Genomic DNA, 26,547 nt, shown 5'->3' on the forward strand with positions numbered 1-26,547 from the left:
CGACTCCTGTGTCCGGTAGTCGCCAGTACAGAACCCAGCTCGGGCTCCCCCGAGCAGCCTGACAGGCACCCGGATGTGGCGGGAATCACGTTTCGGCTCGCCGGCACAGGCCCCCAAATGCTCATGGAAACACCGCCTGCGGATTTTCGACCGGGACGGCTATACCAGAGACGTTCCGGTGATACAACGGCCACCGTTCGCCCACCGAGCACTCCACCCGTCCGCCGGATGCGCGCCACACGCGGATCTTCCTATCCTCCAGGGGCGTTGAGGAGGACGGTAATGAGAGAGATGCCGCGCGGTCTGCGTCGCAGGCGGTTCATCATGGGCGTACTGGCCGTTGTGGTCATTCTTGGCGCTAACACGCCACCTGCGTGGTCGTATGTCTCCGACTACATGCACGATCAACTGATCAACAGCGACGACTACAAGTCCCGGTACGGCAAGTGGGACGTGATCGAGCTGCCACCGGACGTGCGGGTCAACGCCATCCACGCGGCGCTGCTGCCGACCGGCCGGATCCTGATCATCGCCGGCTCCGGCAACGACACGGAGCAGTTCGCCGCGGGCACGTTCAAGAGCCTCGTGTACGACCCGGCGACCGGCCGGACCCGGCTGATCTCCACGCCGACCGACATCTTCTGCGCGGGCCACGCCTTCCTGCCCGACGGCAAGCTGCTCGTCGCGGGTGGCACGCTGCGCTACGAGGTCCTCGAACCCCAGGTCACCCGGGCCGCCGGCCTCATGGTGGTGAAGAACGAGTCGCCGAACGGCGGACCGCGTGTCTTCCCCAAGGGCACGGAGTTCGTCTCGCCGGCCGGAAAGAAGTTCACGGCGACGTCGGAGTTCACCGTCCAGCCCGCCACCAAGGTCATCGTCAAGGGCGGCGCCAAGGTCACGGCCAGCACGACCTCGATCTGGGTCGAGTCCACGGTCGAGGGCCCGTCCGGGGTCACCCCGCTGCGCGCGAACTACAAGATCACCGGCCTTATCGGCCAGGACCGGGAGAACATCTACGGCCTCAACGAGAAGATGACCCTGGACAAGCAGGACTTCCAGGGCCGGCGTGAGGCGTTCGAGTTCAACCCGTACACCGAGCAGTACGAGCGGGTCGGCGACATGGCCGAGCAGCGCTGGTACCCGACGCTGACCGGCCTGCCCGACGGGCGCGTCATCGCGGTGTCCGGCCTCGACGGGGCGGGCCAGGTGGTGCCCGGCATCAACGAGATCTACGACCCGAAGACGAAGGCCTGGACCGAGCGTAAGGATCTGCAGCAGTACTTCCCGACGTACCCGGCGATCTTCCAGACGGCCAAGCCCGGGGTGTTGTTCTACTCCGGCTCCAACTCCGGCTACGGCCCCGCGACCAAGGGACGCGACCCCGCGTTCTGGGACCTCAGGACCAACAAGCTCACCCTCGTGCCGGGCATCCGCGACGCCGACATGCTGGAGACCAGCGGCTCCGTGTGGGTCGGTCCGGTGCAGGACCAGAAGCTCATGGTGGTCGGCGGCGGTGGCGTCGGCGACTCCCCGAAGTCGACCGCCCGCATCGACATCGTCGACCTCGACGCCGAGACCCCCCGTTTCACCCCCGGACCGGACCTGCCCGAGGCCGCGCGGTACCCGATCCTGGTGACCCTGCCGGACGACACCACCCTGATCTCCAACGGGTCCAAGGGCTACCGGGGCCGCGGCGCGAGCGACAACAACAACGCGCGCATCTACCACCCGGACACGAACACCCTGTCGTACGCCGCCGACCCCAACGTCGGGCGCGACTACCACTCGGCGGGCGTGCTGCTGCCCGACGGGCGGGTGCTGACCGTGGGCTCCAACCCGCTGTTCGCCGACAAGCTCGACACCATCACCGCGCCGTTCGAGCAGCGGCTGGAGGTGTTCACGCCGGCCTACCTCTACCAGGGCGGCGTGCGCCCCGCGATCATGGCCGGCCCGGACAAGCTGAGCTGGGGCAAGACGGGCGAGTTCACCACGTCCGACCCCAGCCAGCTGGCCACCGCACGGCTCCTGCGGCCGGGGGCGAGCACCCACGTCACGGACGTGGAGCAGCGCTCGGTCGCGCTGGAGATGACCCCCACGGCGACCGGCGTGAAGCTCACCGTCCCGAAGCAGCGCGCGCTCGTGCCGCCCGGGCCGTACATGCTGTTCCTGACGGACAAGCGGGGCGTCCCCTCGGTCGCCCACTGGGTGTTCGTCGGGTAGCCGTTACTTCGTCGAGGCGACCAGGCCGAGGGCGTAGTCGGGCCACCACTGACCCGCCCTCGGCTCGCCCGGCCGGCACGCGCCGTCCGACTCGCCGGGGAACTTCACCCACAGGTACGCGTCGACGCGGTCCACGTCGGGCTCGGTGGTCGGCGGGTGCCCCAGGGCGCGACCGGGCGGGTTGCACCAGTTGGGCCCGCCATCGGTCTGGCCGCCAGCGGGCAGGGCCCCGTTGCCGTTGCGGCTGGTGTCGATGACGAAGTGCGCGCCACCCAGTTCGTCGGAGACCCGGGCGCCGTAGTCGAGGTTCTTGTCGAGGTCGATGAAGTTGGACACGTTGAGCGAGAAGCCGTCCGCGGCCTCCACCCCGCCGTGGCGCAGCGCGCGGGCCAGTTTCGGCACGTCGTCGACCCAGTTGGGATTGCCGGCGTCGAGGTAGACGCGGGCCCGGCCGGTCGCCTTGAGCGTGGCGATGGCCTCGGTGAGCAGCGCGAAGCGCTCGTTGATGCGCTCGGTGAGGCAGCCGTCGAGCACGTGCGGGATCGCGTCCGGTTCGAGGATCACGACCACCGGCCGGCCGCCGATGCCACGCGCGATCGCGGCCATCCACTCCCGGTAGGCCTCCGGCGAGGCCGCACCGCCGCTGGAGTACCCGCCGCAGTCGCGGTGCGGAATGTTGTACGTCACGAGGACAGGCAGCCGGTCGGCGGCCTGCGCCGCGCCCACGACACGATCAACCTGGGCCTCCACCGCGCCGGCGTCGGCGGTGAGCCAGACGGCGGTGGGCCGGTCGGCGATCTCGGCGATCGCCTCGGCGTCGGCCGTGCGCCCCTCGGCCCGCCAGGCCGCGATCTGCTTGGCGGCGGACGATTCGGGGTTCACGTAAAGCTGCCGGCCGGCGATCGGCTCGGTGCCGCCGGGGCCGCGCGTGCCGGCGGGCCCGTTGAGACCGGTGTCCCAGACCTCGGGCTGTGCCGGCGGCTCGTCGCCACACCCCGACAAAAGACCAATAAGTACGACGGATATGACGGCGACCGTACGCGCCGGTTTCGGGCTTATCACGCGGCTCATAAGTTCCGAATTCTAGGGAGGGCCGCAAGACCGTATGATCAGTGTCAGATTCCTGTCAGGATTCCTGGGAACTCTTTATGTTTTCATGTAATCGCTGGCCAGGAGGCGGAGTAAGCAACTCTTTACGACCCGTAATTCTGGACTGGAAATCCGCGCCAAGTTAAATTAATTCAGCTCCGAATTGCGCATGGCTCACATTGACAAAAAATAGGAATAAATAGGGGGGTCATGCAGACCGCCACGCCACCGGTACGCGGCCGCACCATTCGCCGCACGCTCGGCGACCTGGAGGCCTACAGCCAGCTGACCGGGCCCATCCACGCACCACCGGCGGGGCGGTACCGCGTCAGGTTCCGCACGCTGGTCCGCACCGACGGCCTGGGCAGCCTGGTCAAACGTGTGATCATCGCGCTGCTGAACGTCACGATCGCGGCCCTCTTCTTCCGCTGGCTGCTGAGCCCGGAGCACTATCCGTCATTCGAGGGCTCCGGCTGGCTCGTCGGCATCAACATCTTCGTCATCGTGGCCGTCGGGATCATGGAGCTGTTCCGGCTCGTCAACGTGATCTCCCTCTCGCTGGCCTCCGTGGTGGCCCGCGACCCGATCCCGGTCACGCCGGACCCCAGCCTGCGCCTGGCGTTCCTCACCACGATCGTGCCGAGCAAGGAACCGCTGGCGGTCGTGCTGGAGACGCTCAAGGCCGCCCGGCGCATCGAGTACGCGGGCCGGCTCGACGTGTGGCTGCTCGACGAGGGCAACGACCCCGCCGTCGTCGCCGCGTGCGAGGAGATCGGCGTGCGGCACTTCAGCCGCAAGGGCATCGAGCGGTACAACACCCGCAAGGGCCCGTTCCGCGCCCGCACCAAGCACGGCAACTACAACGCCTGGCTGGACGCGCACGGCGACGAGTACGACGTGTTCCTGTCCGTCGACCCCGACCACGTGCCGCTGCCGAACTTCGTCGAGCGCATCCTCGGCTACTTCCGCGACCCCAACGTCGCCTACGTCGTCGGGCCGCAGTGCTACAAGAACGGCCAGACGTACGTCACCCGGGGTGCGGAGTCCCAGCAGTTCCCGTTCCACGGCATCATCCAGCGGGCCGCCAACCGGTACCACGCCGCGATGCTCGTCGGCACGAACAACGCCATCCGCATCTCCGCGCTGCGCAGCATCGGCGGCCTCGCCGACTCGATCACCGAGGACATGGCGACCGGCATCCGGATGCACACCACCCGCAACCCGGCCACCCGGCGGCGGTGGAAGTCCATCTACACCCCCGACGTGCTCGCCGCCGGCGAGGGACCCGAGTCGTGGCGCGACTACTTCAGCCAGCAGATGCGCTGGTCGCGCGGCACGTTCGACATCCTCGCCAAGACGTACTGGCGGCGCGCGTGGCGGCTGACCCCCGGCCAGCTGCTGCACTACTGCCTGATCACCACGTTCTACCCCTCCATGGCCGTGGGCTGGCTGCTCGGCGGTATCAACGCGGTCCTCTACCTGGCTGTCGGCGCGCACGGCCTCACGGTCTCACCGTCGATCTGGCTCGCCCTGTACGCGGACGCGACCGTCTTCCAGCTCTGGCTCTACGTTAGCAGCCGGCGCTACAACGTCAGCCCGTACGAGGTGGAGGGGTCGACCGGTCTCAAGGGCATGCTGATGTCGGTGATCTCGTCACCGATCTACGCCTCCCAGCTCATCGCGACGATCCTGATGCGCCCCGCCCGGTTCGTGGTGACGCCGAAGGGCACCTCCCGCAGCCGCGACACGATCTGGGTGTTCCGCCGGCACCTGCAGTGGGCGGCCCTGCTCGCCGCCGCGCTCGCGGTCGCGTTCTATCTCGGCCACGCCAACTTCGCCGTGGCGGTGTGGCCGACAGTGAACCTGCTGATCTGTCTGGCGCCGCTGTTACTGTGGCGCATGGAGTTCCTCCGGAACAGGCGGCTCGCGCGACAGGCCCAGATGCCCGCGGTCGCGCATCCCACGGTCACCGACGACGACCTGGCCGCGCTGGACCAGTCCTCCTTCGAGATCCCCGCCTACGGGCAACCGCACTTCGAGGCGCCGGCCGGAGCCGGCGTCGGAGCCGCCCCATCGGCCGTTCCCGTGCCGGCCCCGAGCGCCATCACGGTCGGCGCGACCGGCGGCACCGACCCGGTGATGCTCATGACATCGGCGAAGCTGGGCACCGGCACGGCCGCGCGGGGCACCACGGCACCCCCGGCGGGGATCGTCCCCGTCCCGCCGAAGAGCCGTCGGGCGGCGCGCAGGGCAGCCAAGGCGGCCGCCGCCCTGCCGTCGGCCGGCTCCACGGCTCCGCCGCCGAGGCTCAGCCGGGCGCGCGAGGCGCGCGTCAAGGCGCCGCTGTTCGAGGTGGACCTCGCCGCGATTCCGGAGCTGGACTCGCTGGGCGCCGTGCCCGCGCTGCCGGCCGCCCCCGAGGAGCGCTCGGCCATGTTGGCGCTGCCGGCGATCCCGGCGCAGGCTCGTCCCGTCGAGCCGACCACCGGCCGCCCGGCCGGATTGGACGATGACCCGACGCATCCGCTCGCCCTCGGCGATCACACCGGCGCCCCACGCGGTTAACCCGCTTGGAGCCGGTCACGCCGCTCAGGCAGGATCGGCTCCATGCGACCAGTCGAGATCCACGAGGCGGGCCTGCTGCTGCGCCCCTGGCAGGCGGACGACGCCGACGCGGTCCACCGCGCGTGCCAGGATCCGGCGATCCAGCGGTGGACGATGGTGCCGGTGCCGTACGAGCGCCATCACGCGGTGGACTTCACCGCCAGCGCGCTCGACGCGTGGGCGACCGGCAACCTGGCCCCGCTCGGGGTCTTCGACGCCGCCACCGGCGAGCTGCTCGGATCGGCCGGCCTCGTCGCGCTGGACGAGGCCGCCGGGTGGGGCGAGATCGGCTACTGGGTCGCGCCCTGGGCGCGCGGCAGGGGCGTCGGGACGCACGCGGCCCGGGCCACGGCGCGCTGGGCGCTGGCCTCGCTGGGGCTGCGACGCCTGGTCTGGCGGGCCGAGGTCGGCAACCACTACTCGCGCCTGGTCGCGCTGCGCATCGGCGTCCGGATGGAGGGCCTCCAGCGCCGCGCGCTGACCGGCCGTGCCGGGCTCGTCGACGGCTGGACGGGCAGCCTGCTCCCCGGCGAGCTGCGCGAGACGGACGACTGGCTGCCGCCGTTCGTGACGCGCCGGGCGGCCACCTTCGCGGCGCGGCAACCCACCCTGAGCGCGACCACGCGGTCCGGCGAGACCATCACGCTGCGCCCGCCCGCCGAGCGCGACCTGGCGGACATCGTCGCCGCGTGCCGCGACCCCGAGTCGATCCGCTGGACCACCGTGCCGGAGCCGTACGGGCGCACGGACGGGGACTTCTTCATCCGCGAGCACACGGCGGCGCAGTGGACGGCCGGTACGGGCATGGTCTGCGCCATCGCCGACCCGGCCGGGCGCTACGCCGGGTCGATGGAGCTGCGCGTCTCCGGCGACCGCCTGGAACTGGGCGACGTCGGGTTCCTGCTGGCCCCGTGGGCGCGCGGGCGCGGGTACGCCTCCGCCGCGCTGCGGGCCCTGACCCGCTGGGGCTTCGAGGCGTGCGGCCTGGCGCGCATCGAGTGGCGGGCGTACGTGGGCAACGACGGCTCCCGCCGGGTGGCCGAGGCCGCCGGCTTCGTCGTCGAGGGCGTGGCGCGGGACGGGTGCCGCGCCCGCGACGGCTACGTGGACGCCTGGGTCGGCGCGCTGCTGCCCACGGACGTAGCCGCGCCGGGCGTCGCCGGTAAGGGCCGCCATGCCGGCTGAGCCGCAGGTGCCGGGCGAGGGCGTGCTGCTGCGTCCGTACCGGGCCGCCGACGCCGACGACGTGGCGGCCGCCTGCGACGACGCCCTCACCCAGCGGTTCGTGCCGGGGCTGCCGCGGCCGTACACGCGGGCGGACGCCGAGTGGTGGATCACCACGGGCGCGCCGGACGCCGCCGCCCGCGGCGGGTACGCGTACGCGATCGCCGACCCGGGGTCGGGGAGGCTGCTGGGTGGCATCGGGGTCGCCCGGCACCGGCCGGCGGAGGACCCGGGCAGCGCGGAGATCGGGTACTGGGTGGCGCCCTGGGCGCGTGGCCGGGGCGTCGCGACCGCGGCCACCCGGGCGCTGGCCGGGTACGCCTTCGGCGCCGGCGTGGCCCGCCTGGAACTGCGTACGGCCTGGGAGAACGCGGCGAGCCAGCGGGTGGCGCTGGGCGCCGGCTTCGTCCGGGAGGCGGTGGCCCGCGCCGCGGGCGTGGGACGCGGCGGCGACCGGTACGACCAGCTCGTGTGGGTGCGCCTGGCCGGCGACCCGGGCACGCCGACCCCGCGCCTGCTGCCCGACCTGCCGGGCCCCGGCGCGCCCCCGGACCGCTGTCTCGCCGACGGCGTGGTGTGCCTGCGCCCGCTGGGGCCGGCCGACGCGGCCGACACGTACGCCCTGCGCCGCGAGCCCGACGTGTACGCCCGCTCGGTGCCGCCCGTGCCGCCGAGCGCCGGGGACGTGACGCAGGCGTGCGAGCGGGCGGGCGCCCGGTGGCTGGCCGGGGAGACGGCCGCGTTGACCGTCCGCGACGCCGGATCGGGCGCGTACCTGGGCGAGATCGCCCTGTTCTATCAGGAGCCGGTCACCGGCCAGGCCATGCTCGGCTACGGCATGGCGGCGTCAGCGCGGGGGCGTGGGTACGCGACCCGTGCCACGCGCCTGGTCGCGGCCTGGGCCTTCGACCAGGCCGGCATCGAGCGGCTCATCGCCGGCACGGCGCCGGACAACGTCGGCTCGCAGCGGGTGCTCGAGCGGGCCGGTTTCCGGCGCGAGGGCTTTCAGCGCGCCCGGCTGCCGGGTGGCCCGGGGCAGCCCCGCGTCGACGACATCCTGTACGCCCTGCTCCCGGACGATCCGACCGCCTAGGTAAGACGCACGACGCCAGCGGCCCGCTCTGGCGCGGGCCCGCTGGCTGACGTGCTCGGCGCGCTAGCGGCTGACGCCGGTCCACTCGCTGAGGCTGATGACCCCGTAGTCGTAGCCCTTGCGGCGCCGGTAGACGACGCTCGGGCGGCTGGTCTCCTTGTCGAAGAACAGGTAGAAGTCGTGGCCGACGAGCTCCATCTCGAATAGCGCGTCGTCAATTGTCATCGGCTCGGCGGGGTGCACCTTCTCCCGCGCGATGTGCCACGGCTGGTCGTCGACTTCCTGCTCGTCGGCGGGTTTAGCGAGGTCGGGCTGGTCCGCCGTCGGCGTGGCGAACAGGTCCCCCGTGAGCTCGCCAGCGAGCGGCGCGGTGGCCTCCGCCACCGAGACCGGGGCCCGCCGACCGCGGTGCACGCGCCGCCGGTCGGCGGCCCGGCGCATTCGACCTTCCAGTTTGGAGACCGCGTTGTCGAGTGCTGTATAGAAGTCCGCCGCGCACGCCTCGGCGCGAACGACCGGACCGCGCGACAAGCACGTGATCTCCACCCGTTGGCAGTTGTCGGACTGACGGGGATTGCGCTCGTGAAAGAGCTCCACCTCGGTCCGGATGATCTTCTGGTCGTAGCGCTCGATCTTGTGCAGCTTGTCCGCGACATGCTGGCGGTAGTGATCGGGCACCTCGACGTTCAGACCCTTGACGACAATGTCCACGCCTGGCCTCCCCCTGCGTTCTCTTCGTGCCCGGATGACACCGGGCGGGGCATGCGGTATGGGAATCGTCTGCGGCCCGGCGCCTCCCCGCCTGGCCGCGTGTCGAGAAGGTGAACGGGCACGTGCTCAGCGGTGGAGAACTTGCCCGTGGTCATCGACGCTAACCCTTCAACGGCCGCTAGTCACCCCTCCCGCCAAAACCGTTTGCCGGAGATCTTCGCATTGGCCGCGAAAGTGGGAATGAGCTGTGAAGTGTCCGGCATTGCCGTGATCCAGCCGCCGGCTCGGAACGCCGCCCGGTAACGTGATCCACAGCTCCTGCGATGCGGTCGCGACCGGCTGACGCACGGTCGACGGGCGCCGCAGGCGGGTCGCGGCCACGGAGGCGGCCCACGCCGCCGGCATGCCGAGCCGCGCCAGCAACTGCGACACCGCCGCCACGGTCGCACCCGTGGTGATGACGTCATCGACCACCACGACCCCGGCACCGCGCGGCGTCCGGGCGACGGTGCGCCTCCTCGGCGCGAAGGCCTCCCGCGCCGCCCGGGCGCGTCCCGCCCGGTCCAGCTCCGTTGAGTCGGCCCTGGGCCGCGCGCGCACCGGCCTCAGCACGGTGACCCGCCACCCCGCGCGCCGCAGCGCACGCGCGGCCGCGCTCACCAGCCAGGCCATATGATCCCCGCCGCGCCGCCGGGCGGCGGCCGCCGTGGTCGGCACCGCGACCAGGACCAGATGCTGGCAGCCGGCGGGCGCACCGGTGGCCACCGCCCGGGCCAACGCGTGCCCGAGCGGCCCGGCGAGCGAGCGCTCCCCGCGCTCCTTGAACGCGAGCAGCAGCTCCCGCACCGGGCCCTCGTAGGTGGCGGCGGCCACGCATGGCGGCAGGCCATCCGGGGCCGGCTCGGGCCGGGTGGGCCCGGGCACCGCACCGGAGAGAGCGGTCAGGCACGCCTCGCACGCGGCCACCGCGTGCGACGGCCTGCCGCACGCGGCGCAGGTCACCGGCAACACAAGATCTGCCAGTACCCCTGCCAGCCGCCCGATCGCTCTCATGCCCGTAGCCTGCGCCAACGGACGGATCTTGCCAAGGGCCGACCGGCCCCCTGTGGAAAGGACCTCCGCAAGTTGTGGACAACGTTGTGGGAAACCAGGCCAGAACTGTGGACTGACAGCTCAGTTCGGATAGAACACCAAGCTCGAACCGTCGACCCGCCCCACCGTGCCACTGCCCGGGTAGTACTGGTGGGCCTGCCCGTTGACCTGCGCGTACACGGACGGGACCAGGCTCGGGTCCCACGGCGAGGGCGGGTAGGCGGACAGGTCGGTCAGGCCCTGCAACGCGAGCGCCTGAGCGACGTCGATCTGCACCTCGCCGGAGCGGCCGTTCTCCTTCGCCTCGACGGCCGCGGCGCCGTGGGAGTTGAAGGTCCACGCCACCACGCGGTTGTCGACCGTACCCATCACCAGCACCTGGTTCTCGGCCGACCACACGACGCCGGTCGCCTCGAACCGCGTCCTGATCAGCTGCGCCGTGCCCACCGTGACGGTCGCCCCGTCCACGGTCACGGGCGCGATGTAGACCTTCTTGTCCGCGAGCAGCGCGATCCGCCGGCCGTCCGTGGAGACCGACACCTGGGTCACGCCGGTGAGGTTCAGCGACGACAGTTCCCGGGCGGTGCTGCTGCCACTGTCCACGACGTGCAGCACGCCATCGATCGCGACGAGCGCCTTGTCGGTCTTGTACAGCCAGGCGGGCCGGGCGATCGACGAGGGCCGTCCGACGTTCACCGCGATGTGCCGCAGCCCCGTGTCATCCTTGCCGACACTGACCAGGGCGAGCGACAGGCGATCACCCGTACGCGCGACGATCGCGCCGAGCGTGGCGTCGCGGTTGACCGCCGCGCTGACGACGTTGCGATTGACGTTCCTGTCGCTGAGCAACATCGGCTGCACCGGTACGTTGTCGGCGATCACCCGCCCCTTGTTCGCGCCACCCTGCGGGATCGAGTACGTCTGCGAGGGCCGCGGCAGCGTGAACGTGCCGTTGTCCTTGAGATAGTCGTCCGACGCGCCGTCAATCGGGCGCGGGCTGCCCTCGATGTTCAGTGTCAGCTTGGTGGGCTTGCCGTTGACGGCGCCCAGCGTCCAGCGCAGCTGGCTCATGAGGCGGCCGGCCTCGCGCTCGTCGGCGGCGCCCTGGAGGTTCACCCGCACCGTTCCGTCCGTGGACACCAGCACGAGGTTGTCTCCCCGCTTCGTGCCCTCCCGTACCGGGTCCACCACGCTCTCGACCCACGGGGACGGGCCGGCGAGCAGATAGTCGACCGCCGTGGTGAGCAACAGGTCACGGGCGGTGGCCCGCGAGAAGTACCGCAGGTCCGGAACGAGCACCTGCCCGGTCTTGTCCCAGTAGTAGACCGGAATCGCCTGGTAGTGCTCGCGCAGCGCCTGGTCCTGCAGCAGCATCATGGGCGGCACGTCGGAGAACTTCAGTTGGGGGTCCTGACCGCCGATACGGACGATCTTGAAGGTCAGCTCTGTCTGGTTGCTCTGCGAACGCTCGAGCTTGCCCGCCTCGCGCAGCACACCGACGGGCTCGACCGAGACCTTCACCTTGGTCACGCCGCCCTCCTCGGGGCCGGGATCGATGTCCAGCACCCGGACCACCTGCCGCGGGCCGTTCCGACCGGGCTGCCAGCTCTCCAGCGCCTCCGGCGCAAGGAACTTGCGGACCCGGTCGATGGGGGCCTCGTCCGTGCCGGCCGCCGCGTTGAGGTACGCCACGACGAGCTCCTCGGGATCGCGGATGCCCGTGGGATCGCGGGGTTGCACGTACGTGTCGGCGTTCACCGGCGCGAACGCGTCGAGCCCGTCGCCGACCCGGTGCGGCGCGTCGGAGGTGGTCACACCGCAGCCGGCGAGCGCGATACTCGCCACGGTCGTCACGGCGAGGGCAAGGCGGCGGATTGTGGTCATCGCGGCTCCCCCGATCCGGCGGTAAGGATGTCGGTCTGCGGTGCCGCGCCGCGCGGCGCGTCGGACCCGACCGTCTGGCGGATGACGACCGGGCTGGTGCTGACACCGTCGGGCACCAACCGCAACGGCGAGGACGTCAGGTGCTCTCCCGCGCGCGTGGGCAGCGTGAGCCGGAACTGGGCACCCTTGCCGGGCGCGCCCCACGCCTCCAACCAGCCCCCGTGCAGGCGGGCGTCCTCCACGCTGATCGACAGGCCGAGGCCGCTGCCGCCGGTCTGCCGGGCGCGCGACGGGTCGGCCCGCCAGAACCGGTTGAAGACGAGCTTCTCCTCACCAGCCTTCAGACCCACGCCGTGGTCCCGTACGGTCACCGCGACGACCCCGTCGGCGACCGCCAGCCGGATCTGCACGGGCTGGCCCTCGCCGTGGTCGACCGCGTTGCCCACCAGGTTGCGCAGCACCCGCTCGACCCGCCGTGGGTCGATCTCCGCGATCACCGGCTCGTCCGGCAGGATCAGCTCGAAGTCGACGCCGGCCCGCTCGGCCACGCCGCGCAACTGGTCGACCACCCGGTGCACGATCGGGACCAGGTCGGTGGGTTCGGCGTCGAGCACCGCGAACCCGGCGTCGAACCGGCTGATCTCCAGCAGGTCGGTGAGCAGCCGCTCGAACCGGTCCAGTTCGGCCTGCAGCAGCTCCGCGCTGCGCGCCACCGGCGCCTCGAACCCGTCACGCTCCGTGAAGATGAGGTCGGCGGCCATCCGGACGGTCGTCAGCGGGGTGCGCAACTCGTGCGAGACGTCCGAGGTGAACCGGCGCTGCAACCGCGACATCTCCTCCAGCCGCTGGATGTGGCGCTGCAGGTTCTCCGCCATCTGATTGAACGACGCCGCGAGGGCGGCGAGATCATCCTCGCCGTGCACTTCCATGCGCTGGTCGAGCAGGCCGGCCGAGAGGCGCTGGGCGGTTCGGGCCGCCACCCGCACCGGGCTGACCACCATTCGCGTCACGAGGAACGCCATGGCGGCGAGCAGCATCACCAGCGCGGTCCCCGTGGCGAACAGGATGTTGCGCACCAGCTCGGCGGCGCGCACCTCGTAATCCAGCGGGAAGAAGTAGTAGACCTCCAGCTGGTACGTCCGGGCGGTGATCGTACGGCCGAAGACCAGGTACGGCTGCACGCCGGCGCCCGCCACGTCGATCGCCGCGCGCTGCTGTATGAACCCGCCGGCCGCCACCTGCCGCTTGAACCCGTCCGACAACTGCCAGTACGCCGAGGCGTCCGGCTGGGCCGTGAGCGGCACGTTGGATTCGCCGGAGGGCACGACGACCACGGAGAAGCCCTCCTGGTTGCCCCGGGCGAGCCCGGCCACCAGGTTGGGCAGGTTGTTGCGCAGCGCCGGGTCACCCTGCGGGTCGGGCACCTGCTTGACGTTGTCCTTGAGCAGTTCGGTGCCCGCCACGACCTGCTTCATCGCGTCGGCCGTCTTGGCGTCGAGCAGGCCCTCCACGATCATCTTGCCGACGACCACGCCGAACGTCCCCACCAACGCGGTCGACGCGACCAGGGTGATGGTCACGACGCGCAACTGCAGCGACCTCCGCCAGGCGCGGCGGAGGTTGGCGAGGAGCGTTGCGGGCCGGGAGGGGCGAAGCATGCGTCGTTACGCCGTTCCCGCCTTATAGCCGACGCCGCGGACGGTGAGGATCACCTCGGGCCGCTCCGGGTCGGGCTCGATCTTGGCGCGCAGCCGCTGGACGTGCACGTTGACCAGGCGGGTGTCGGCGGCGTGCCGGTAGCCCCAGACCTGCTCCAACAGGACCTCGCGGGTGAAGACCTGGCGGGGCTTGCGGGCCAGCGCGACAAGCAGGTCGAACTCCAGCGGGGTCAGCTTGACCTCTTCGCCGTTGCGGGTGACCGTGTGCGCGGGCACGTCGATGGCGATCTGGTTGCCGGTGGGGCCGATGGTCAGCATCTCCGGCGCGGCGTCCTCGCCCCGGCGCAGCCGGGCCCGCATCCGGGCCACCAGCTCCTTGGGCTTGAACGGCTTGACCACGTAGTCGTCCGCCCCGGACTCCAGGCCGAGCACGACGTCGACCGTGTCGCTCTTGGCGGTCAGCATGACGATCGGCGTGCCGGACTCGGCCCGGATCGCGCGGGCCACGTCGATGCCGCTCATGCCGGGGAGCATCAGGTCCAGCAGGACGATGTCGGGCCGTGCCTCACGGAACGCCGACAACGCACGTTCGCCGTCCGCGACGAACGAGGGCAGGAAACCCTCGTTGCGCAGGACGATGCCGAGCATCTCGGCAAGGGCTGGATCATCGTCGACCACCAGGACACGCGCTCTCATGGCGTCCAATATTCCATCCTGGCCGCCAGTTGTGGGAACGGCCGAACGTCGGTCCGGGGTGGGCCTAGCAGCTTATCCCGACTTTTCCGAATAAGAGTCTAATTCATCTTCAAGCGTACGGGGACGGCCGACCGCGAGACCGCATGTGGCCTGCACCACCAACGCACCGAGCAGGACGCCCACCGGCGCCACCCACGCCCCGGTGGCCTCATACAGCACCCCGATCAGCAGCGGTCCCGCCGCCGCGATCAGGTAACCCACGCTCTGCGCGAACGCCGACAACGCCACCGTCCCGGCGGCGGTACGGGCCCGCATCCCCAACAGCGACAGGATGAGCGGGAAGGTGCTGTGCCCGACGGCCAGCAGGGCGACCCACAGCAGGGCGCCCGACCGGGGCGCCACGAGCAGCCCCACGTAGGCCGCCGCCGTCACCACGGCGAGCACGCTGATGAGGACGCGCTGGTCGAGCCAGCGGGCCGCCACGGCCGGCATGAACAGCGCGATCGGGATGCCGATCGCCATCACGCCGGACAGCAGCAGGCCGGCCACCTCAGCCGAGAAACCGGCGTCGCGGAACAGCTGGGCCAGCCAGCTCATGACCGCGTACGCCCCGAACGACTGCGCGCCGAAGAGCAGCGCCATCGCCCAGCCCAGCCGGGTTCGCGACGCCCGCACCCGGGACGCGGGGCGTGCCGCCCGGGCCGGCTCGGCGGTCGCGCGGACGGTGGCGGCCCGGGACTCGGCGGCGCTCATGCGGGCGACCACGACCAGGGGCACGATCGCCACGGCGGCGAGCAGGGCCCACACGCCGAGCCCCGCGCGCCACGAACCGGCGAGGTGGGCGACCGGCACGGAGGTGGCCGCCGCGGTAGCGGTGCCGACGACGAGGGTCATGGAGTACACGCCGGTGACCATTCCGACCTTGTGCGGAAAGTAGCGCATGACGACCGAGGGCAGCAGCACGTTGCCGACCGCGATGCCGGACAGCGCGGCGGCGCTGGTCACCACGAACACGGCGGTGGAGTCGGTGAGGGCACGCACGGCCAGGCCGGCGGCGAGCACGCTCATGGCGACGAGGAGCAGCCGGGTGGCGCCCAGGCGCCGCGCCAGGCGGGGCGTGAGCGCGCCGAAGGCCGCGAAGCTGAGGGCGGGCAGCATCGTGATCACGCCGGCGAGGGTGCCCGACATGCGCAGCCCGGCGCTGACGTCCTCGAGCAGCGCGCCGAGGCTCGTGACGGCCGTGCGCAGGTTCAGGGCGACGAGCACGATCGCGGCCAGCACGAGGCCGCTGCCAATGAGCTTCGACGAGGTGTCGGGGACCGGTGGGGACGGGGGCGGGGGGACGGATCCGGGGGGTGCATCGACCAGGGTGGAGGGGGCCACGGGCCCAATCATAGAATGATGGGATGAATTTGGTCCCTAGGATGTAGTCCATGCCACTGCGCACTCCCTCCCGCACCACCCTCATCACGCAGGTCATTGCGCAACTAAGGGAACAGATCACCTCCGGCGAGTGGCCCGTCGGCGAACGGATCCCGCCGGAGCCGGAGCTGGCGGCGGCGCTGGGCATCGGCCGCAACACCCTGCGCGAGGCGGTGCTCGCCCTCGTGCACGCCGGCCTGCTGGAACGGCGCCAGGGCTCCGGCACCTACGTGGTCGGCTCAACGGAACTGTCCACCGCCGTGGCGCGGCGGGTGGCCGAGGCCGAGCTCGACGAGGTGCTCGAGGTGCGCCGGGCGCTCGAGGTGGAGGCCGCGCGGCTGGCCGCGTTACGGCGTACCACTGAAGATCTTGAAGCCCTCGACGGCGCGCTCGCGGCCCGCGAGGCCGCGTGGCGCGCGGGGTCTGCCGCCACCTTCATCGAGGCGGACGTGGCGCTGCACGTCATGGTCGTGGTGGCCGCCCACAACCAGGTGCTCGCCGATCTCTACCTGGACTTCGGCGCCGCCCTGCGGGCCAGCGTGGCCGGACACATCGGCAACGAGCTGAGCCAGGAGCGCTACGTCGACCACTCGCGGCTGGTCGAGGCCATCCGCGCCGGCGACCCGACCGCCGCGGCGACCGAGGCCGCCGCCTACCTGGAACCCATGGCACCTCACTGAACGGCTGTCCCCAGCCAACCGGCCGGGGTCGCCAGGGATGCGCGCACGTGCCACCATGGTCCCGTTCTCCACCACGGGAGTCTCCGCGTGCGCGCATCCGTACCACCCGCTGGCCTGCAGGCCAGGCCGCTGACAACGGGCGAACTGCTCGACGCCGCGGTCGCACTCCTGCGCACCCGCGCACGCGCCCTGCTCCTCGGCGGCCTCCTCATCTCCCTGGCCGAGCAGGTGATCCTGTTCGGCATGCGGCAGTACGCCGATGTGGTCGACGGCATCTGGCCCCACCAGGACCGCTACGGCGCGTTCTGGCTGCTGCTCGTTGTCGGCGCGGGCACCGAGGCGCTGGCCGTCGCGCTGCTCGGCATCACCGCGAGCGCGGCCCTGCCGGCGACCATCGGCGCCACCGGGCGATGGCCCGTCCGGCGCGGCGCCGCCCTCGCGACGGCCGCCATCGTGGCCGTCATCAGCGTCTGCGCCGCCGCCATCGTGCTGCCGGGCCCAGTGGTGTTCCTGCTGCTGGGCCTCGCGATCCCGGCCGCCGTCATCGAGGGGCGCGGTCCGGGCGGCGCACTGCTGCGCTCGGTGCGCCTGTCGGTGCGCTACGGGCTGCGCGCCGGCTGGATCCGGCTGGTCGGCTACCTGAGCTGGCTGCTCATCCGGCTCGCGGTCGGGCTGGGCACGGTGGCCGTCGTCGGCATCTTCATCGACACGAGCACGGCGTTCACCGACCATCTCGTCACAGGCCTGGGCTGGCTGTTCATCAACGCGATCGCCTATCCGGTTCTGGCCTGCCTCGACGCCGTCCTCCTCGTGGACACCCGCTTCCGCAGCGAGGGCCTCGACATCACCCTGCGCCGCGCCCAGGCCCGCCGCGCCCCGGTCAACAGCCTGCTGGCGGCCAACTCGTGACCGAGAGACCTACCCGCTACTGGGACGACTTCGTCGCGGCGCTGGGCGACCTCGTCCCCGGCGGCGTGCCCGTGCTCGGCGTCCTGCTGTTCCTGCTCACCGGGCTGATCGCGGTGCTGTGGTACACGTGGCCCGCCTGGCTGCCGTCGCGGTGGTGGCACAAGCTCGCGTCCGGCCGCCGTCAGCGCCGCGACAAGCGCGGCAAGGCGACCGACGCCGAGGCCGAGCCCGAGCAGCCCGAGCCCGAGGAGCCCGCCGAGCGCGAGGACGACGACATCGTGCCCGACGTGCCGGCGGCCATGCTGACGCTCAGCGCCGACCAGCTGGCGGCCGCCGGCCGCTACGCGGAGGCCGTCCGCGAGCGCCTGCGCGCGATCGTGCGCGACCTCATCGAGCGCCAGGTCATCGACAACCGCGCGGGGTGGACCGTCACCGAACTAGCCAATGCCGCGATCGCCGCGCGGCCCGGCCTCACCGGTCCGCTCGGCGCCTCGGCCGCCACGTTCTCCGAGATCTGGTACGCCCTGCGGCCCGCCACGGCCGCCGACGACGCCGCCATGCGCGAACACGCGGCCCGCATCGCCCAGATCCTCGCCGCCCCGGTGGGCCCGCCGGCCGGGGGTGCCCCGTGACCGCGCCCGCCGCCGTGCCGCCGGTGCCAGGGCCGCCTGTCCCAGGGCCGCCTATCCCTGGGCCGCCTGTCCCTGCGCCGCCTGTCCCTGGGCCGCCTGTCCCTGGGCCCACCGCCGGGCCGCCGCCGCGTCCCGTACGGCGCCGGCGCTGGCACCGGCTGGCCATTCCGTACGCCGTCCTCGGCCTCCTTTTCCTGGTCACCTTCATCGCGCACGAGGTCGAGTCGCCCGACCTGGACGACCCGGGGACCCTGTCGCCCACCGGGACCGGCCGCGACGGGTCGAGCCACCTCGCCAGGCTGCTCACCGACCAGGGCATCACCATCAAGCGGGTGACCAGTTCACAGCAGGCGCTCGTGGAGCTGAGCGGCGCCGAGGCCACCATCGTGGTGCCCACACCCGACCTGCTGACCGTCACGTTCGCCGGCGAGGCCCTCAGCCAGCCCGGGCGGCACCACTTCGTGGTCATCCGGCCCGGCCTCATCGGCGGCATGATGTGGGGCGCGATGCGCGAGCACGCCCGCTGGTCGGCCGCGCCCGAACACGTCTCGGCGCCGCCGACCCACCATGCCGGACCGTGCGACCCGGCCCTCGTCGCGGGCGTGGCGCGCGCGAGCCTCGGCCAGGACCGGTTCGTCCCCTTCCCCGATCCCGGGTACCGGCAGTTCAGCTGCTTCGGCGGCGGCCTCGTGGGGCAGGTCGAGGGCAGCCGCGACGTGACGATCGCCGGGTCGACCGACCCGTTCCGCAACGACCGCATCGACGAGTACGACAACGAGCGGCTCGCCACCCAGCTGCTCTCCCGCGAGAAGCTCGTCATCTGGATCGACGTCCACGAGCCGGAGCCGCAGCCGCAGATGGACATCGAGCTGCCGCACTACCGCCAGCCCAAGCGGGCCCCCGCGTCGGACAGCCCGCTGTGGGACTCGCTGCCGCCGTGGCTGTGGGCGGCCCTCGTGCTCACGGCCGCGGCCGGTGCTGCGTTCGCCGCCGGCCGGGCGGGGCGGCTCGGCCCGCCCGTGGCCGAACCCCTGCCGGTCGTCGTGCCCGCCACCGAGACCATCGTGGGGCGCGGGCGCCTCTACGCCCGCGTGCGCGCCCACGCGGCGACGCTCGCCACGCTGCGCGCGGCGGCGGTCACCCGGATCGCCGCGGCGCTGCGCCATGGCCAGACCGCCGGCCTCAACGCCCCGACGCCGCTCGTGGCCGGCAGCCCGGCCGCCGAGGCGCTCGTCGCCGCCGTCGCCGCCCGTACGCGGTGGCCGGCTGACCGGGTCCGCTGGACGCTCTACGGCCCGCCCCCCGGCCCCCCGGGCGCCCCACCCGCCGACGATCCGGACCTCACCGACGATGAACTGGCGGCCGCCGTCGCCGACCTGGACCACCTGCAACGCGCGGTGCTGCGCGAGGGACCACCTGGAGGAAGCCCGTGACAGACATAGCGGACCTCGACACGACCCGCCCCGCCGCGCCATCGGCCAGCCCGGCGGGCGGCGCGCCATACCTCGCGCCAGGCGCGGAGGACGCGGCGCGGGCGGCGCTCGGGCGGCTGCGCGCCGAGATCTCCAAGGCGGTCGTCGGGCAGGACGCCACCGTGACCGGCCTGGTGCTCGCGCTGCTCTGCCGGGGCCACGTGCTGCTGGAGGGCGTGCCGGGCGTGGCGAAGACGCTGCTCATCCGCACGCTGGCCGCCGCCATCAGCCTGGACACCAAGCGGGTGCAGTTCACCCCGGACCTCATGCCCGGTGACGTGACCGGCTCGCTGATCTTCGACTCACGCACGGCCGAGTTCGTCTTCCGCGAGGGTCCGGTCTTCACGAACCTGCTGCTCGCCGACGAGATCAACCGGACCCCGCCGAAGACCCAGTCGGCGCTGCTGGAGGTCATGGAGGAGCGCCAGGTGTCGGTCGAGGGCCGGCCCCGCCCGCTGCCCGACCCGTTCCTGGTCGCCGCGACACAGAACCCCATCGAGTACGAGGGCACGTACCCGCTGCCCGAGGCGCAGCTCGACCGGTTCCTGTTCAAGCTGACCGTCCCGCTGCCGAACCGGGACGAGGAGCTGGGCGTCCTGCGCGCCCACCACCAGGGCTTCGACCCCCGCGACCTGGCCTCCGTCGGCGTACGGCCGGTCGCCAGCGGCACCGACCTGGCCGTGGCCCGGCAGGCGCTGCAACGGGTGCAGGTCGCCGACGTCGTCCTCGCGTACATCGTGGACCTGTGCCGGGCCACCCGGCTGGCCCCCTCCCTGGAGCTGGGCGCCTCGCCGCGTGGCGCCACGGCCGTGCTCAACGCCGCCAAGGCGTACGCGTGGCTGGTCGGGCGCGGGCACGTCACCCCCGACGACGTGAAGGCCGTGACCCGCCCGGCGTTGCGCCACCGCATCCGGGTGCGCCACGAGGCCGAACTGGAGGGCACGACCGCCGACGCGGTGCTCGAGGCGCTGCTCGCGACGGTGCCGGCGCCACGATGATCACCTGGCGGGTGGCCGTACTGCTCGGGATCGTGGGCGGGGCGGCGGTCGCGGTCGCCGCCCTGGCCGACGCCGGCGGCTCGGCCTGGCTGTGGTGGGCGCTGCTCGCCGCCGTGCTGCTCGTCGCGGGCGTCACCGCGCTGGACTGGTGGGCCGCCGTGCCGCTGTCGGACGTGCGGCTGGGCCGCGGCGGTCCCACCCAGGTGCGCCTGGGCGAGTCCGTCACCGTGCGGCTGACGGTCACCAACCGGTCCAACCGCCACCTGCGCGCGGTGGTCCGCGACGCGTGGGTTCCCTCCGCCGGCGCGCAGGGCCCGTACGCGCACGACGTCGACGCCGGGCCGGGCCAGACGCGCGCGATCGACACCACGCTCATCCCGACCCGCCGGGGCGACCGGCCGGCCGCCCGGGTGACCGTCCGCTCGTACGGGCCGGCCGGGCTCGCGTACCGGCAGACCGGACGCCGCCACGCCGCCAGGGCGACCCCCCGGTGGACCGTGACCGCCCTGCCCCCGTTCACGTCGCGGCGGTTCCTGCCCGAGAAGCTGTCGCGCCTGCGCGTCATCGACGGCCAGGTCGTCACGCGCGGCCGCGGTCAGGGTACGGAGTTCGACTCGCTGCGCGACTACGTCATCGGCGACGACGTACGGTCGATCGACTGGCGTGGCAGCGCCCGGCGCGAACACGTGGCCGTCAAGCAGTGGCGGCCCGAACGCGACCGGCGCGTGCTGTGCGTGCTCGACACCGGCCGCACCAGCGCGGGCCGCGTCGGCACGGTCGCGCCCGGCGCGCCCGACCAGGTCGGCGAGGGCGACGCGCTCGCCGGGGAACCGCGCCTGGACGCCGCGATCGACGCCGCGCTGCTGCTCGCCGCGCTCGCCTCGCACGCCGACGACCGCGTCGACCTGCTGGCCTGCGACACCGAGGTACGGGCCAGCGTCTCCACCTCGGTCAAGCGGACCCTGCTGCCCCGGCTGACGAAGGCCCTGGCCGGGCTGACCCCGGCGCTGGTCGAGACCGACTTCGGCCGGGTCGTTGCCGAGGTGCTGCGGCTGGAGCGCAAGCGGGCCCTCGTCGTGCTGTTCACCACGCTCGACCCGGGAGCGCTGGGCGAGGGCCTGCTCCCCGTCCTGCCGCAGCTCGTCGCCAAGCACACCGTCATCGTGGCGGCCGTGCACGACCCGTCGTTGGAGGCCCTGGCCGCCGGTCGGGGCACGGCCGCGCGGCTGCACACGGCGGCGGCGGCCGAGAAGGCGCTCGCCGAGCTGGCCCGCGTGCGCGCGGCACTGGCCCGCGCGGGCGTCCAGGTCGTCGACGCGCCCGCACACCGGTTCGCCTCGGACGTCGCGGACCTCTACCTGTCGCTGAAGGCGGCCGGGCGCCTGTAGCGACCGCCGGGGTCAGACCGTCGGCGCGAGCGCCTCGCGGTCCAGCTCGTCGAGGTCGGCGAGCTGCCCGGACCGCTCGGCCAGCAGGCCACCCACGACGACGTAGGCGAGAAACGCGAGCCACACGATCGCGCCGAGGAACAGCTTGATCACGGTGGGCAGCACCGACGGGGTCACGAAGCCCTCGACGAGGCCGCTGACCAGCAGGACGGGCACGAGCCCGATCGCCACGACGATCGCCGAGCGCCCGGCCCGCGCGAACGCCTGCCCCCGGGTGAGGTAACGGCCGGGCGCCAACCACGCCCACGCCACCCGCAGCCCGACGCCCGCGGCGACGAAGATGCAGGTCAGCTCCAGCATGCCGTGCACCAGGATCAGGCCGAAGAACGTGTCCGCCCGGCCGTGGCCGATCATGATGCCGCCGACGAGGCCGAGGTTGAACACGTTGTTCCACAGCACGTAGACCGCGGGCAGCACGAGCATGCCGCCGGCCAGGCAGATCGCGCTGACCCACGCGTTGTTCGTCCACACCGCGAAGGAGAAGTTCTGCGGCGCGCCGCTGGAGTAGTACGCCGCGAAGTCCTGCTCCACCAGCGCGTTGATGTCCGCCTGGTCAAGCAGCATCAGTTGGCGCTCCGGGTCGGTGAACACGGCGATCAGCACCGCCGCCACCCCGATGAAGGCCGCGGTCACGCCGAACACCCACTTCCGCGCCCGGTACACCTCGCCGGGGAACGAACTGATCCAGAACCGGGCGAACGACGACCAGCTCGCGCCCGTCGAGGGGGTCAGCTTGCCCCGGGCGTCGAGCACCAGCCGCGACAGCCACGCGACGAGGACGGGGTCGGGCGAGCGGCTCTGCACCACCGACAGGTGCGCGGCGGTGCGCCGGTAGAGCACGACAAGGTCGTCCACGTCAGCGGCCGTCAAGGTGCGACGGCGGCGCCGGATCAGCGACTGCAGCCGTCGCCACTCGGCGCCGTGCTCGGTGACGAACGCGTCCAGGTCCAATCGGACTCCCGGAGGTGCGGCCGCGGACAAACAGCGGGGAGTACGGGAACCCATGGAGCGTACCGGTCGTGGACACTGTACGGGTGACCCCCGACCCGGCCACCCCCGCCTTCCCCGACGCGTCCTTCGCCACGCCCGCCCCGCCGGCCCTCACCGCGCCCGCCTTCGCAGCGGCCGGGGCCACGCGGGCCGGCGCGCCCGCGACGGCCGCCGGCGCGGCCGGCCGCCTCGCGGCGTTCGAGGAGCCCGCCTCGGCGTTGACCGACCGCGGCGCGTCGGCGCGGTTCGTCACGGGCGACGCCATCCGGCTCGACATGCGGGTCGCCCGGTTGGGCTCACGCATGCTGGCCCGCCTGATCGACGTGGTCCTCCAGGTCCTGCTGTTGGTGGCGCTCAGCTTCGGGCTCACGTTCCTGGTCGGCGTGCTGGCCTCCGCGGGCGCGGTGCAGTTCGACGAGTCGCTGGTCCGGGCCCTCGTCGTCATCGTCCTGGTCCTCGTGGTCCTCGGCTTCCCGGTCGCCATGGAGCTGCTCACCCGCGGCCGCTCCGCCGGCAAGGCGCTGCTGGGCCTACGGGTGGTCCGTGACGACGGCGGCCCGATCCGGTTCCGGCACGCCATGACCCGCGGCCTGGTCGGCGCCGCGATCGAGTGGCCGGGCATGATCGCCCCGCCGCTGACCTGGCTGGCGTGTCTGACCACCATGGTGGTCAGCCCGACCGGCAAGCGACTGGGCGACTACGCCGCCGGCACGCTGGTCATCCACGAACGGACCCCGCAGTCGTGGGGTTGGGTGCCCACCATGCCGCCCGGGTACGCCGCGTGGGCGGCCACCCTGGATCTCGCCGGGGTCGACGACAACCTGGCGCTCGCGGTGCGCCACTTCCTGGCCCGCAACAAGCAGCTGCGCGAGCCGGCCCGTACTCAGCTGGGCCACGCGCTGGCCGCCGAGGTCGCGGCCGTGACCAACCCGCCGCCCCCGCCCGGCATGCCCGGCTGGGCCTACCTGGCCACGGTGCACGCCGAACGCCACCGCCGCGCGCTGCAGCGGCTGGCCGCTGTCCGCTCGCGTGCCGCCCTGGTCTGGCCGGAGCTGACCCAGCTCGCCCTGGCCGCACCACCGCCCCGTCCCCCACGCAACGCCACCCGGCGACCCCCATACCCGCAACCACCGCAGGCATACCCGCAACCGCCGCACCCCTCGCACCCCGCGGGCGGCGCGCCGACCGCGCCGGGCCCGACGATCCGGCCCGCCCAGCCGGTGCCCGCCGAGCACTCCCAGCGGTAGGGGCAACCGCCCCTCTGCGGGACAGGCCTCGGCGGCTCAGCCGAACAGGCCGGCGCCCCAGTAGTCGGCGGCGTCCCGCACGCCCGGCGGGATGGCGAACAGCCCGCTGGACACGTGCCGGATGTACTCGTTGAGGATGTCGTGCCGGGCGAGGTTGCGTTGCACGGGTACGAACTGCTTGTGCGGGTCCCGCTGGTACGACATGAAGAACAGCCCCGCGTCGAGCCGTCCGAGCCCGTCGGACCCGTCCACGAAGTTGTACCCGCGCCGCAGCAGCCGGGCGCCGCCGTTGCTGGTCGGGTGGGCGAGCCTGACGTGCGCCACGTCCGCGATGAGCGGTTCGCCGTCGTCGCCGACCTTCGCGAAGTCCGGCTCGTCGAACTCCTTGCCGCCGGACAGCGGCGCGCCCTCGCCCTTGTCGCGGCCGAAGATGGCCTCCTGCTCGGCGAGCGAGGTCCGGTCCCAGGTCTCGATCGTCATGCGAATCTTGCGGGTGACCAGGTAGGTCCCGCCGGCCATCCAGTCCGAACCGTCCGCGGCCGCCGCCCACAGGTGGTCGCGCACCTGGTCGGTCTCCTCGGCCTTGAGGTTGGCCGTACCGTCCTTGAAGCCCATGAGGTTGCGCGGGGTCGCCTGCGCGGTCGACGTCGACGACGTGCGCCCGAAGCCCAGCTGGGAGTACCGCACGCTCACCACGCCCATGCCGATGCGGGCGAGGTTGCGGACCGCGTGCACGGCTACCTGCGGGTCCTGGGCGCACGCCTGTACGCACAGGTCGCCGCCTGAGATCTCCGGCCGCAGCGCGTCGCCCGGGAAGTGCGGCAGGTCCTCCAGCGCGGCGGGCCGCCTGGCGGCGATGCCGAACCGGTCGCGCCCCTTGGCGTCGCGGAACAGGCTGCCGCCGACGCCGAACGTGAGCGTGAGCTGCGACGGCGGCAGGCCCAGCGCCTCGCCGGTATCCTGCGGCGGGGCCTGCGCCGGGCCGCCGACCGCGCCGAGCGCCCCGGCGTCGAGCCCGGCGGTCATCCGCGCGGCCGCGAGCGTCCAGTCCCGCAGCATCTCCACGAGCTTCGCCCGGTCGTCCGTGATGACGTCGAACGCGACGAAGTGCAGCCGGTCCTGCGCCGGGGTCACGATCCCGGCCTGGTGCTCACCGTAGAAGGGGACGGCGTCGTGCGGCCCGGGCGAGGCCGTACCCGCGGTCTCGGAACGCGCCTCGACGGCGAGCGCGCCGACGGCGCCGGCGGCGAGCAGTCCCGCCCCGGCGCCGCTGGCGGCGATCAGCTGCCGCCGGGAGATCGTGTGCGCCATCTCCCGTTCTCCTCGCTCTACTTGCCGGCCACCACGGCGGCGACCTTGCTGACCGGCTCGGCCAGCGCGTTGATGGCGTCGGACAGGGTCTTGAGCTCGGCCTGGCTGAGCTCGTTGTGCAGCTGCCAGCCGTCGCCCTTGCGGTGCTTGTCCAGCGCCGCCTCGACGGCGGTGAAGTTGGTATCGAGCTGCGTCACGAGGTCGGGGGCCCGCTCCTGCAGGACGGGCCGCAGCGCGGCGATGGCCGCCTTCGAGCCCTGCACGTTGGCGGCGAAGTCCCACAGGTCGGTGTGCGAGTAGCGGTCCTCCTCGCCGGTGATCTTGCCGGTGGCGACCTCGTCGAGCAGCTCCTTGGCCCCGTTGGCGAGCTGCAGCGGCGACAGCTTCTCGGCGTTGGCCCTCGCCACGATCTCCTTGATGTCGACCATCAGCTGGTCGGCGATCGGGCCCGACTTGCTGACGTCACCGGTGACCCAGAGGTCCTTCTCGATGCGGTGGAAGCCGGTGAACGCCATGCCCTCCTCGATGACCTCCTCGCGGCCGTCGATCTTGGGGTCGAGGTCGCCGAAGATCTCCGCGACGGGCTCGATGCGCTCCCAGTAGGTCCGGGCGACCGGGAACAGCGCCTTCGCCTTCGGGATGTCGCCGGCCTTCACCGCGTCCACGAACTCCTGCGTCTTGACCAGCAGCGCGTCCGTCTGGCTGCGCACGTAGCGGGAGTAGCTCTCGGTCGCCGCGGCCAGCTTCGCGTCCGCGTTGAGCGCCTGCGCGCTGCCGCTGACCGTGAACGCGCCACGGATGCCCTTGCCCACCATGCCGGGCTTGCAGGCGGTCTCGTAGGTGCCGGCGGGCAGCTCCACATGCATGTCCCGGCTCAGGCCCGGGCCGATGTTCTCCACCTCGGCCATGACCCGGTCGCCCTCGGCGTACACGTAGAACTCGGTCACCTTGGTGCCCTTGTTGGTGACCGTGAAGGTGACGGTGCCGGCCGCCGTGTCGGTCCGCGCGACCTCGCACGCGGTGTCGGACGCGGCCACCGCGATGGGGCCACCGGCGGCATCGGCCGTGCCCCCGTTGTCCTCCTTGCCGCACGCCGACAGGCCGGTAACGGCCAGGGCGCAGCTCGCGGCGAGCACGCTGAGGCGAAGCAGGCGCATGGTGGGTTGT

At 72.6% G+C, this 26,547-nt stretch carries 20 protein-coding genes and 1 pseudogene; 11 read left to right on the forward strand and 10 right to left on the reverse strand.

Features of this window, described 5'->3' with window-relative positions; genetic code table 11:
- The first annotated feature begins 282 nt into the window (after nt 1-282).
- Nucleotides 283-2,220 carry a radical copper oxidase GlxA gene (glxA, locus tag ABD191_RS07795; protein WP_344078450.1) on the forward strand — a complete coding sequence of 646 codons (1,938 nt, stop codon included), beginning with the start codon at nt 283-285 and terminating at the stop codon, nt 2,218-2,220.
- Nucleotides 2,221-2,223: 3 nt separating this feature from the next.
- On the opposite strand, the gene ABD191_RS07800 is transcribed toward glxA, so the two are convergent.
- Nucleotides 2,224-3,291 carry a glycoside hydrolase family 6 protein gene (locus ABD191_RS07800; RefSeq protein WP_344078451.1) on the reverse strand — a complete coding sequence of 356 codons (1,068 nt, stop codon included), beginning with the start codon at nt 3,289-3,291 and terminating at the stop codon, nt 2,224-2,226.
- Between the two features lie 228 nt (nt 3,292-3,519).
- Between ABD191_RS07800 and ABD191_RS07805 the strand changes: the two genes are divergently transcribed.
- Genes ABD191_RS07805 through ABD191_RS07815 form a run of 3 tightly spaced genes read left to right on the forward strand, consistent with a single transcriptional unit; the run spans nt 3,520 to nt 8,230 of the window.
- The gene (locus tag ABD191_RS07805) at nt 3,520-5,874 is read left to right on the forward strand and encodes a glycosyltransferase family 2 protein (RefSeq protein WP_344078452.1); all 2,355 of its coding nucleotides are present in this window, start codon (nt 3,520-3,522) and stop codon (nt 5,872-5,874) included.
- A gap of 42 nt (nt 5,875-5,916) precedes the next feature.
- Nucleotides 5,917-7,098, forward strand: coding sequence for a GNAT family N-acetyltransferase (locus tag ABD191_RS07810; protein ID WP_344078454.1), 1,182 nt, complete (start codon nt 5,917-5,919; stop codon nt 7,096-7,098).
- Nucleotides 7,088-8,230: a GNAT family N-acetyltransferase gene (locus ABD191_RS07815; RefSeq protein WP_344078456.1), complete on the forward strand. Its 1,143-nt coding sequence runs from the start codon at nt 7,088-7,090 to the stop codon at nt 8,228-8,230. Before ABD191_RS07810 ends, ABD191_RS07815 begins: the two co-directional genes overlap by 11 nt.
- Nucleotides 8,231-8,293: 63 nt before the next feature.
- On the opposite strand, the gene hpf is transcribed toward ABD191_RS07815, so the two are convergent.
- The 6 genes and pseudogenes from hpf to ABD191_RS07845 form a co-directional block, all read right to left on the reverse strand.
- A complete protein-coding gene (gene hpf, locus ABD191_RS07820; protein ID WP_344078458.1) occupies nt 8,294-8,941 on the reverse strand; it encodes a ribosome hibernation-promoting factor, HPF/YfiA family in 648 nt (215 codons plus the stop codon).
- A 357-nt stretch (nt 8,942-9,298) separates the two neighbouring features.
- Nucleotides 9,299-9,994: pseudogene (locus ABD191_RS07825) on the reverse strand (ComF family protein); the annotation flags it as partial.
- 120 nt (nt 9,995-10,114) lie between these two features.
- On the reverse strand, nt 10,115-11,917 hold the full coding sequence (locus tag ABD191_RS07830; RefSeq protein WP_344078462.1) for an LpqB family beta-propeller domain-containing protein: 1,803 nt from the start codon (nt 11,915-11,917) through the stop codon (nt 10,115-10,117).
- Entirely contained in the window at nt 11,914-13,575 is a 1,662-nt protein-coding gene (mtrB, locus tag ABD191_RS07835; RefSeq protein ID WP_344078464.1) for an MtrAB system histidine kinase MtrB, read from the reverse strand. The genes ABD191_RS07830 and mtrB overlap by 4 nt, the downstream gene beginning before the upstream one ends.
- Before the next feature lie 6 nt (nt 13,576-13,581).
- The gene (gene mtrA / locus ABD191_RS07840) at nt 13,582-14,271 is read right to left on the reverse strand and encodes an MtrAB system response regulator MtrA (RefSeq protein ID WP_344078466.1); all 690 of its coding nucleotides are present in this window, start codon (nt 14,269-14,271) and stop codon (nt 13,582-13,584) included.
- Between the two features lie 72 nt (nt 14,272-14,343).
- A complete protein-coding gene (locus ABD191_RS07845; RefSeq protein ID WP_425560679.1) occupies nt 14,344-15,666 on the reverse strand; it encodes an MFS transporter in 1,323 nt (440 codons plus the stop codon).
- Between the two features lie 38 nt (nt 15,667-15,704).
- On the opposite strand from ABD191_RS07845, the gene ABD191_RS07850 reads away from it, so the two are divergent.
- The 6 genes from ABD191_RS07850 (at nt 15,705) to ABD191_RS07875 (ending at nt 21,772) form a co-directional block, all read left to right on the forward strand.
- Nucleotides 15,705-16,373 carry a FadR/GntR family transcriptional regulator gene (locus ABD191_RS07850; RefSeq protein ID WP_344078470.1) on the forward strand — a complete coding sequence of 223 codons (669 nt, stop codon included), beginning with the start codon at nt 15,705-15,707 and terminating at the stop codon, nt 16,371-16,373.
- 87 nt (nt 16,374-16,460) lie between these two features.
- Entirely contained in the window at nt 16,461-17,282 is an 822-nt protein-coding gene (locus ABD191_RS07855; RefSeq protein WP_344078472.1) for a hypothetical protein, read from the forward strand.
- The gene (locus ABD191_RS07860; protein ID WP_344078474.1) at nt 17,279-17,914 is read left to right on the forward strand and encodes a DUF4129 domain-containing protein; all 636 of its coding nucleotides are present in this window, start codon (nt 17,279-17,281) and stop codon (nt 17,912-17,914) included. The genes ABD191_RS07855 and ABD191_RS07860 overlap by 4 nt, the downstream gene beginning before the upstream one ends.
- Nucleotides 17,911-19,347 (forward strand): DUF4350 domain-containing protein, encoded by a 1,437-nt coding sequence (locus ABD191_RS07865; protein ID WP_344078476.1) that lies wholly within the window; start codon nt 17,911-17,913, stop codon nt 19,345-19,347. The genes ABD191_RS07860 and ABD191_RS07865 overlap by 4 nt, the downstream gene beginning before the upstream one ends.
- Before the next feature lie 116 nt (nt 19,348-19,463).
- Nucleotides 19,464-20,384, forward strand: coding sequence for an AAA family ATPase (locus ABD191_RS07870; protein ID WP_344078807.1), 921 nt, complete (start codon nt 19,464-19,466; stop codon nt 20,382-20,384).
- Nucleotides 20,381-21,772 carry a DUF58 domain-containing protein gene (locus tag ABD191_RS07875; protein ID WP_344078478.1) on the forward strand — a complete coding sequence of 464 codons (1,392 nt, stop codon included), beginning with the start codon at nt 20,381-20,383 and terminating at the stop codon, nt 21,770-21,772. The genes ABD191_RS07870 and ABD191_RS07875 overlap by 4 nt, the downstream gene beginning before the upstream one ends.
- A 12-nt stretch (nt 21,773-21,784) precedes the next feature.
- On the opposite strand, the gene ABD191_RS07880 is transcribed toward ABD191_RS07875, so the two are convergent.
- Nucleotides 21,785-22,783 (reverse strand): stage II sporulation protein M, encoded by a 999-nt coding sequence (locus ABD191_RS07880; RefSeq protein WP_344078479.1) that lies wholly within the window; start codon nt 22,781-22,783, stop codon nt 21,785-21,787.
- Between the two features lie 68 nt (nt 22,784-22,851).
- On the opposite strand from ABD191_RS07880, the gene ABD191_RS07885 reads away from it, so the two are divergent.
- Entirely contained in the window at nt 22,852-24,069 is a 1,218-nt protein-coding gene (locus ABD191_RS07885) for an RDD family protein (RefSeq protein ID WP_344078480.1), read from the forward strand.
- A 36-nt stretch (nt 24,070-24,105) separates the two neighbouring features.
- Here ABD191_RS07885 and efeB read toward each other — a convergent pair whose 3' ends face one another.
- Both efeB and efeO read right to left on the reverse strand, forming a co-directional pair.
- Nucleotides 24,106-25,380 carry an iron uptake transporter deferrochelatase/peroxidase subunit gene (efeB, locus tag ABD191_RS07890; protein WP_344078482.1) on the reverse strand — a complete coding sequence of 425 codons (1,275 nt, stop codon included), beginning with the start codon at nt 25,378-25,380 and terminating at the stop codon, nt 24,106-24,108.
- A gap of 17 nt (nt 25,381-25,397) precedes the next feature.
- A complete protein-coding gene (efeO, locus tag ABD191_RS07895; RefSeq protein ID WP_344078484.1) occupies nt 25,398-26,537 on the reverse strand; it encodes an iron uptake system protein EfeO in 1,140 nt (379 codons plus the stop codon).
- Between the last annotated feature and the right edge of the window lie 10 nt (nt 26,538-26,547).

Origin of the sequence: Luedemannella helvata (assembly GCF_039528415.1) — a bacterium.
In the GTDB taxonomy this organism is placed as follows: Bacteria; Actinomycetota; Actinomycetes; order Mycobacteriales; family Micromonosporaceae; genus Luedemannella; species Luedemannella helvata.

Excerpts from the sequence above, each read along its gene's own strand:
- glxA (WP_344078450.1), top strand. The coding sequence starts at position 283 with ATGAGAGAGATGCCGCGCGGTCTGCGTCGCAGGCGGTTCATCATGGGC.
- ABD191_RS07800 (WP_344078451.1), bottom strand. The coding sequence starts at position 3,291 with ATGAGCCGCGTGATAAGCCCGAAACCGGCGCGTACGGTCGCCGTCATA.
- ABD191_RS07805 (WP_344078452.1), top strand. The coding sequence starts at position 3,520 with ATGCAGACCGCCACGCCACCGGTACGCGGCCGCACCATTCGCCGCACG.
- ABD191_RS07810 (WP_344078454.1), top strand. The coding sequence starts at position 5,917 with ATGCGACCAGTCGAGATCCACGAGGCGGGCCTGCTGCTGCGCCCCTGG.
- ABD191_RS07815 (WP_344078456.1), top strand. The coding sequence starts at position 7,088 with ATGCCGGCTGAGCCGCAGGTGCCGGGCGAGGGCGTGCTGCTGCGTCCG.
- ABD191_RS07830 (WP_344078462.1), bottom strand. The coding sequence starts at position 11,917 with ATGACCACAATCCGCCGCCTTGCCCTCGCCGTGACGACCGTGGCGAGT.
- mtrB (WP_344078464.1), bottom strand. The coding sequence starts at position 13,575 with ATGCTTCGCCCCTCCCGGCCCGCAACGCTCCTCGCCAACCTCCGCCGC.
- mtrA (WP_344078466.1), bottom strand. The coding sequence starts at position 14,271 with ATGAGAGCGCGTGTCCTGGTGGTCGACGATGATCCAGCCCTTGCCGAG.
- ABD191_RS07845 (WP_425560679.1), bottom strand. The coding sequence starts at position 15,666 with ATGATTGGGCCCGTGGCCCCCTCCACCCTGGTCGATGCACCCCCCGGA.
- ABD191_RS07850 (WP_344078470.1), top strand. The coding sequence starts at position 15,705 with ATGCCACTGCGCACTCCCTCCCGCACCACCCTCATCACGCAGGTCATT.
- ABD191_RS07875 (WP_344078478.1), top strand. The coding sequence starts at position 20,381 with ATGATCACCTGGCGGGTGGCCGTACTGCTCGGGATCGTGGGCGGGGCG.
- efeB (WP_344078482.1), bottom strand. The coding sequence starts at position 25,380 with ATGGCGCACACGATCTCCCGGCGGCAGCTGATCGCCGCCAGCGGCGCC.
- efeO (WP_344078484.1), bottom strand. The coding sequence starts at position 26,537 with ATGCGCCTGCTTCGCCTCAGCGTGCTCGCCGCGAGCTGCGCCCTGGCC.